We start from the raw sequence: 7,859 nt of genomic DNA, 5'->3' as shown, positions 1-7,859 counted from the left end.
AGTGCGGCCGAGTATCCCCCTCGACCCTCCGACGGCGCACCATGTGTCGCCGCCGACGCGAGCCGTTTCAGACCCGCTCCCGTTCCATCCGCTCCCGCCGCCGCAAGGTCGCAGGCCAAGCGAGCCCTCCGATGCGACGGGACGGGTGTATTATGCGGCGGTTTGACCCTGTGGGCAGGAGAACGGGGACATAAATCGGCAAGCGATTCAAATCGCTGCGAATGACCAGCGTCATTGTGATGGTTGGGCCAACACCTTTTACTTTCGTCATTCTCCGGCAAGCCGCGCCTTCGCGGCGCAGACCGGGGAACCCAGCGGCGCCGAAGGCGATGTATCCGCCGCACGGCTGTCAGCGAGTCCGCGACAGGTTCGCGCTGTCGCGCGCCGCTGGGTTTCCCGGTCTCGCTCTGCTCGCCGGAGAATGACGAAAGAATATGCACAAGCATTCCTTCTCCCCTTGCGGGAGAAGGTGGGGCCGGAGGCCTCGGATGAGGGGTATCTATCCGCCTCGAAACGGTGAGGGAGAGGCTGCGGAACCAACCCCCTCATCCGTCTCGCTCCGCGAGCCACCTTCTCCCCCGAGGGGGAAGGGTTCGTCAGGCGTGCGTCTGGTCCCAGTATCGGACCGCATCGGCGTCGCGGGCCGAGAGGTCGGGGTAGGCGGGGTCGGAGCCGACGTCGGGGACGCGGCGCCAGGAGCGGGCGCACTTGGGGTGGTCGGCGGTGGCGACTGTGACGGAGATGGTCTCGCCTTCGACAAGGTCGGCGCCCGAAGTGCGGAAGATTTCGGCGGCGTCGAGGCCTTCAAAGGGGGCGAAGGCAGCGGCGGGTGCGGTGACCGTCGGCCAAGCGTCCAAGGCGCCGCCGATCAGTTTCTCGCGTCGGGCGGCTTCCAGCGACTCATTGACCACTTCGAGGACGGTGTTGATCGCGGCCCAACGCTCGGCCTCGGCCGGGTTGTTCCATTCCGCCGGCGTCTCCGGGATCACCCGCGCGCAGTTCGTGCCCGCATCCGGGAAGCGCGTCGTCCAGGCTTCTTCCATCGTGAACGGCGTCAGGGGCGACAGCCAGGCGGTCAGGCGCATGAAGACCTCGTCCATGACCGTGCGGGCGGCGCGACGGCGCAGGCTGTCGGGCCGGTCGCAGTAGAGGGCGTCCTTGCGGATGTCGAAATACAGGGCCGACAGGTCGTTGGAGCAGAACTCCAGCACCGGACGCACCACGTCCTGGAACCGGTATTCGGCATAGGCCTGGCGCACATGGGCGTCGAGTTCATACAGGCGATGCAGGATGAATTTTTCGAGCGGCGGCATCTGGTCCAGCGGCAGCCGCTCGGCCTCGTCGAAGTCGGCCAGGGCGCCCAGCAGATAGCGGACCGTGTTCCTGAGCTTGCGATAGGCGTCGACCGTGGTCTGGAGGATCTGTTTGCCGATCCGCTGGTCCTCGGAATAGTCGACCAGCGACACCCACAGACGCAGGATGTCGGCGCCGCTCTCCTTGATGATGGTCAGGGGGTCGGTCGTATTGCCCTTGGACTTGGACATCTTCTCCCCCTTCTCATCGAGGGTGAAGCCATGCGTCAGGACCGCCTTGAACGGGGCGCGGCCGCGCGTGCCGCAACCTTCCAGCAGCGACGACTGGAACCAGCCGCGGTGCTGGTCCGACCCTTCCAGATACAGGTCGGCCGGCCAGTGGGCCGGGCGGTCGCCGGTATAGCCGTGCTCGGGCAGGCGCGGGTCCAGGGTGAAGGCGTGGGTCGAGCCGGAGTCGAACCAGACGTCCAGGATGTCCTCGACCTTCTCGTACCGGGCCGGGTCATGCGCGCCCAGGAAGTCGCCGTCCGGGGCGGTGAACCAGATGTCGGCGCCGTGATCGGCGACGGCCGCGACGATCCGGGCGTCGACCTCGGGATCATGCAGGGGGTGGCCGGTCTGTTTGTCGATGAACATGGCCAGGGGCGTGCCCCAGGCGCGCTGGCGGCTGACCAGCCAGTCGGGACGACCCTCGACCATCGAGCGGATGCGGTTGCGGCCGGCGGCGGGGTGGAAGGCGGTGTCGTCGATGGCTTTCAGCGCCGTCTCGCGCAGGCTGTCGCCCGAGGCCAGGGACTCTTCCATGCGGATGAACCACTGGGGCGTGTTTCTGAAGATGATCGGGGCCTTGGAGCGCCACGAGTGCGGGTAGGAGTGTTCCAGCCGGCCGCGCGCCAGCAGGTTTCCGGCCTCGATCAGCTTTTCCATCACCGCGCCGTTGGCGGGGCCGAACTTGCCGGTCTTCTTGCCCTCGGTCTCCAGCACCTTCAGCCCCGCGAACAGGGGGACGCCGGGATAATAGGCGCCGTCGGGATCGACCGTGTCCGGCACCTCGTGATGACCGTGGGCCTTCCACACCTCGAAGTCGTCGGCGCCGTGGCCCGGCGCGGTGTGGACGAAGCCCGTACCCGCGTCGTCGGTGACATGGTCGCCGGCCAGCAGCGGCACCGAGAAGCCATAGCCGCTGTCCAGCGCGGCCAGCGGGTGGGCGCATTCCAGGCCCGACGGATTGATGTCGTAGATCCGGGTCCAGGCGGCGATCTTGGCGGCCTTGAACACATCCTCGGCCAGCTTGTCGGCGACGATCAGCCGGTCGCCCGGCTTGGCCCAGGGCGCGAACTCCAAACCCTCTTCCATCGCCGTGACCTCATACAGGCCATAGGCGATCTCGGGGCCGTAGCTGATCGCGCGGTTGGCCGGGATGGTCCAGGGCGTGGTCGTCCAGATGACGATGGACGGGGTGCTGGTGCGGAAGGCCAGCAGGTCGTCGGGATGGTCGTCCGACGCGCCCGTGACCGGGAACTTGACCCAGATCGTGGGGCTGACGTGGTCGTGGTATTCGATCTCGGCGTCGGCCAGGGCGGTGCGCTCGACCGGCGACCACATGACGGGCTTGGAGCCGCGATACAGCTGACCCGAGTTCTTGAACTTGTGGAACTCGGCGACGATGGCCGCCTCGGACGTGAAGTCCATGGTGGCGTAGCGGTTGGCGAAGTCGCCGGTGATGCCCAGGCGTTTGAACTGGTCGCGTTGCAGGTCGATGTATTTGCCCGCGTATTCGCGGCAGGCGGCGCGGAACTCGTCCTTGGACACCTCGTCCTTGCGGCGCCCCTTGGCGCGGAACTGTTCCTCGATCTTCCACTCGATCGGCAGGCCGTGGCAGTCCCAGCCGGGAACATAATCGACGTCATAGCCCAGCAGGAACCGGCTGCGGACCACGAAATCCTTCAGCGTCTTGTTCAGCGCATGACCGATGTGGATGTCACCGTTGGCGTACGGCGGACCGTCGTGAAGGACGTAGAGGGGGGCGTTCTGCTTCTGCCGCTCAGCGCGCAGGGTGCCGTAAAGGTCGCCCCACTGTTCCAGAATGACCGGCTCCTTCTGGGGCAGGCCGCCGCGCATGGGAAAGGGCGTCTCGGGCAGGAAGACGGTGTCGCGATAGTCGCGGCCGGCAGGGGTGTCTTTGGATTCGGTGGCGTCGGCCATGTGTCGTCTCGGCGTCTAGATTTGTCGTTCGCTGTTCTCTTTCGCCCTGATGGGCGGACGTCCCGGCGTGCACGGGGCCAAGCGGCCCAGAAGCGCTACGCCGGGCGGCTAATCGAAATCAGGCGAATGGAGACGCGGACGGTCATTATGCGGGCGGTCTAGCAGACGGATGCGGCATTGCGCCATCCCGAAGCGCAGGCGTCATCAACGGAAACGAAAGGCTTTTGTCGTTTTGGTGAATGCAGGATCGGCCGGCGTCTTGCCCAGTCGACACGAAATCTACGTTTGGGAGTTCCCGCCGATGCGGCTGCGGATCACGAAATGGATGCTGGGCCTGGCGGCCGGTCTCGCCGTCTCGGCGGGCGCCGGCGCGGCGCTGGCGCAATGCACATCAGGCTGCGAGCCGCCGCCTTGCACCTCGTGCGAGCCGCCGCCTCCGCCCGAGCCGCCCCCGTGCGGCGGGGGTGGAAACTGCGGTCCCGGTGGCGGCGGCGGCGGTGGAAACTGGAACGGCAACATCAACACCAACGTCAATGTGAACGTGAACCTTGGCGCGAACGCCAATGCGAACGCGGGCGCCAACGCCAACGCCAACTCTGGCGCACGGTCTTACCTGAATGCGCGGGCCGGCGGGTTTTCGGGCAGCTACGGCGGGGGCGGCGGCGCAGCCTATGTCAGCGTCGACCAGCCCTATCCCACCACGATCCAGGGACTGGCCGTCGAGGGCATGATCGCCCAGACCGTGCGCACCCCCTACACCGCCTTCCGCAGCATGATGAAGCGGGTCGTCATCCAGGCCGTCTGCATCGACACCCGCCAGGTGCCGCACCCTGCCTCGCAGGTGCGGCCGGATCGCGAGATCGCGGACGGATTCGAGGGCGAGCTTTATCGCTGCCTGTCGGGCACATGGCTGCAGGCGACCATCGCGGATTATAACGGCGACATCAGCTTCGACCACGGCACGACCCTGACCTGCCGTAAGCACGAGGCGCTGTGGTACGGCCCCGGCGGCAAGCTGGAATGCCGTCCCGAGAAGCCCGAGCGCGACTGCAACGAGCGGTCGCTGCTGCGTCGCTACGGCGCCGGGGTGAAGATCCTGACGATGTATCGCGAAGAGGAATACACCGAATACCGCGAGGAACAGGTCGAGAGCGCAACCGTGCTGACCGGGGTGATCACCCTGGACGGCGGCGTCGGCGGCCGGGTGTTCTGAACCGGAGCCGAACAGGCCCGTTCAGCCGCCGATCATGCGGTGCGTGAGATAACAAGACCGTCGGCTCTCCGTCGACGATCCTGACGACTGGCCCCGGTTCGCGAGAACCGGGGCCTTTTTCTTGGTCGCTTATTGAACAGCCGCAGCCTGGGCCGTGACGGTGGCGCGCCAGGCGGAGCCGGGCTTCAGATACTGGCGGGCCAGGGTCTGAAGGTCGGCGGCGGTGACGGCTTCCAGGGTGGCGACCTGGTTGCGGGTCTGGTCCAGCGTGGCCGGGTTGGACTGCGCTTCGGCCAGCTGCGTCATCCAGTAGCCGTTGTCGGCCATGCTGCGGCGGAGACGTTCGACCGCCGGGCGGCGGGCGCGGTTCAGCTCGTCGTCGCTGACCGGCTTGTCGCGGAGGTCGGCGGCGATGGCGTCCACCGTCTCGAACAGCTTGGGCAGGGCGGCGGGCGGGGTTTCCGCCGTCACCGAGATGAAGCCGTAGCCGGGATAGACGTCCGAGGCGCTGGAGCCGGCGCTGGGCGAATAGGCCAGGCCCTGCTTTTCGCGAATCTCGTCGTTCAGGCGCAGTTGCAGCACGTCCGACAGGATCGACAGCTGGCGTGCGGTTTTGCGGTCCGCGATCTGATCGGTGGTCGGCCAGGCGACGAAGCCCAGCGCCTGTTCGGCCGGGCCTGTGTGATACAGCTGGACCGGCGTGGCGACGGGGGCGGGGAACTTGCGTTCGGTCGAGCCGGCGGGCGGGGTCGGTTCGGCGCCGCGCGAGGGCAGGGCGCCGAAGGTGGAGCCGACGGCGGCGATGACGGCGTCGATATCGACATCGCCGACGACGGTGATCTCGACCGGACCCTGGGCCAGGGCCGAGCGGACGCCGTTGCGGACGTCGTCGATCTGGATCGCGGCGACCTGTTCAGCGGTCGGGGTCACCTCACGCGCATCGCCGCCGGCCAGCAGGCCCGAGGCGTCACGCTGGAACACGCCGCGCGGCGTGGCGCCCAGCTGGGCCAATATCTGCGGGAACATGGCCTTGGTCTGTTCGAACGGCGCGGCGCGCAGACCGGGATCCGTCAGATAGGCGGCCAGCACCTGAAGCTCCAGCTGGAGGTCGGCAGGCTTGGTCGCGCCAGAGAAGACATAGGCGTCGCCGGCCTGGTTGACCGAGGCGCTGTAGGTGCGGCCGCTGAGGACGCGGTTGATCTCGTCCAGGCTGAGCTTGCCCAGGCCGCCGGGCGTCAGGACCGTGCTGGCCATCGACAGAGGCGACAGGGTGTCGGCAGGCAGACCGAGTTCGCCGATGCCGGTCCGGGCGCTGACCAGGATCTGTTCGGCGCGGAAGTCGGTCTTCTTGATGTTCAGCAGGGTGCCGTTCGGGAAGCGGACCAGGGTGGCGCCCAGGTCGGCGACCTCGGTGCGCGACGCCGGGACGGCGGGGGCGCCAAAGTTGTCGTAAGGCCATTTCAGCTCGGCCTCGACGGCGCGGGCCTGGATCGGGGTGTTGCGCGAGGCCTCCAGCGCGGCCGTGACAGCCGCTTCGCCGCCCTCGACCGGGACGGGCGAGCTGAACAGCACCAGCGGGCCCTGGCCTTCGAACACGGCCTTGGTCGCCTGATTGACCTGATCGACGGTCAGGCCCTCGACGGCCTTGTCGAAGATGTCGAGATTGGTCTGGGGCGCGCTGAACACCTGATCGTCGTTGACGGCGCCCAGCAGGCCTGTGGCCAGGGCGGGAGTCGAACGGGTCGCGGCCGAGGCTGCGGCGTTCTGAAGCGCGGTGCGGGTGTTGACGATCTCGCGCTGAAGCTCGGCGTCGGTCACGCCGTATTCGGCCAGGCGACGGCTTTCCTGTTCGACGGTCTCAAGCGCGCGCTGCCAGCCGCCGGGATTGAAGGCGACCGACAGGGTGCCGGCGTCCAGGCTGTCGAACAGCGACTGATAGCCGGCGCCGGCGCCGATGAAGGGTGGGTTGTCGGCGCGGGCAATCTCGCCCAGGCGACGGTTCAGCACGGCCAGACCCAGGCCGCGACGGATGTCGGCGGCGCGTTCGGCGACCGTGTCGGGGTCCAGGTCGGGGTTCTTGATCCAGTTCAGTTGGATCGAGGACTGGATGCCCGGTTCGACCAGGATGCTGGTCTGGGGTTCACGCGCGGCGACGGTTCCGAGATCGGGTTCCGGGCCATCGGCGGCGGTGGGTTTCCAGTCGGCGAAGGCCGCGCGGACTTTGGCCTCCATGGCGTCCACGTCGAAGTCGCCCACGGCGATGAAGGTGGCGCGCGAGGGGCGATAATAGGCGTCGTAGAAGTCGACGAACCGCTGGCGCGGGGCGTTTCGGATGATGTCGAGGTCGCCGATCGGCAGGCGTTCGGACAGGCGCTGGCCGGGCGCCAGCAGACCCAGCTGGGTCTTCAGCACGCGCAGCTGCGGCGTGTCGCGGGTGCGTTCCTCGCCGACGATGACGCCGCGCTCGGCATCGATGGCGTCCGGCGCCATCAGGGCCGCCGACATCATCTCGCGCAGGATGTGCAGGCTGGGATCGACCGTCTCGTCCTTGGTGTTCGGCAGCTCCAGCATGTAGGCGGTCTGGTCGAAGCTGGTGAAGGCGTTGGTGTCGGCGCCGAAGGCCAGGCCCAGGCGCTCCAGGATGCGCAGCATCTCGTTTTCGGGCACCTCCTTGGTGCCGTTGAAGGCCATGTGCTCCATGAAGTGGGCCAGACCCTTCTGGTCGTCGCGCTCCATCAGCGAACCGGCGTCGATGCGCAGGCGGAACGAGGCCTGACCCGGAGGCGTCGCATTGTGCAGCAGGGCGTAGCGCATGCCGTTGGGCAGCAGGCCGTAACGGACGGCGGGATCGGCGGGAATGTCGCTGGCGGCCTGGGCCCAAGGGGCGGACGGCGCGACCTGGCCTGCCGAGGCGGCAACGGGCGCTGCGGTCTGGGCGAGAGCAGGGGCGGCGAACGCCCCGGTGGTAAGGGCCAGTCCCGAGACGGCGACGAGCAGCAGATGACGCGCAGAACGCATGGTATCACTCCGAAACCGCAACCCCCGATGGCGCGATCCCGGATGTGTAAAGTGAGCTTGCCTTCCCGGCAAGCTGGACCGACGAACCTTACCGACTTGTCATGTTTGGG

3 protein-coding genes are annotated in these 7,859 nt (G+C 67.7%); 1 reads left to right on the top strand and 2 read right to left on the bottom strand.

Translation table 11 applies throughout. The features are described 5' to 3' along the window. Window positions 1-596: 596 nt before the first annotated feature. Window positions 597-3,518, bottom strand: coding sequence for an isoleucine--tRNA ligase (gene ileS, locus ACP693_RS16395; RefSeq protein WP_426019670.1), 2,922 nt, complete (start codon window positions 3,516-3,518; stop codon window positions 597-599). Window positions 3,519-3,819: 301 nt separating this feature from the next. On the opposite strand from ileS, the gene ACP693_RS16390 reads away from it, so the two are divergent. Next, window positions 3,820-4,731 carry a hypothetical protein gene (locus tag ACP693_RS16390; RefSeq protein WP_426019669.1) on the top strand — a complete coding sequence of 304 codons (912 nt, stop codon included), beginning with the start codon at window positions 3,820-3,822 and terminating at the stop codon, window positions 4,729-4,731. A gap of 129 nt (window positions 4,732-4,860) precedes the next feature. On the opposite strand, the gene ACP693_RS16385 is transcribed toward ACP693_RS16390, so the two are convergent. After that, window positions 4,861-7,749, bottom strand: a complete 2,889-nt coding sequence (locus tag ACP693_RS16385) for a M16 family metallopeptidase (RefSeq protein ID WP_426019667.1) — start codon at window positions 7,747-7,749, stop codon at window positions 4,861-4,863. Between the last annotated feature and the right edge of the window lie 110 nt (window positions 7,750-7,859).

It is taken from the genome of Brevundimonas sp. TWP1-3, assembly GCF_049896085.1.
Taxonomy (GTDB): domain Bacteria; phylum Pseudomonadota; class Alphaproteobacteria; order Caulobacterales; family Caulobacteraceae; genus Brevundimonas.
The sequence above is the reverse complement of the archived record's forward strand: the minus strand, read 5'-3'. Positions and strand labels throughout refer to the sequence as shown.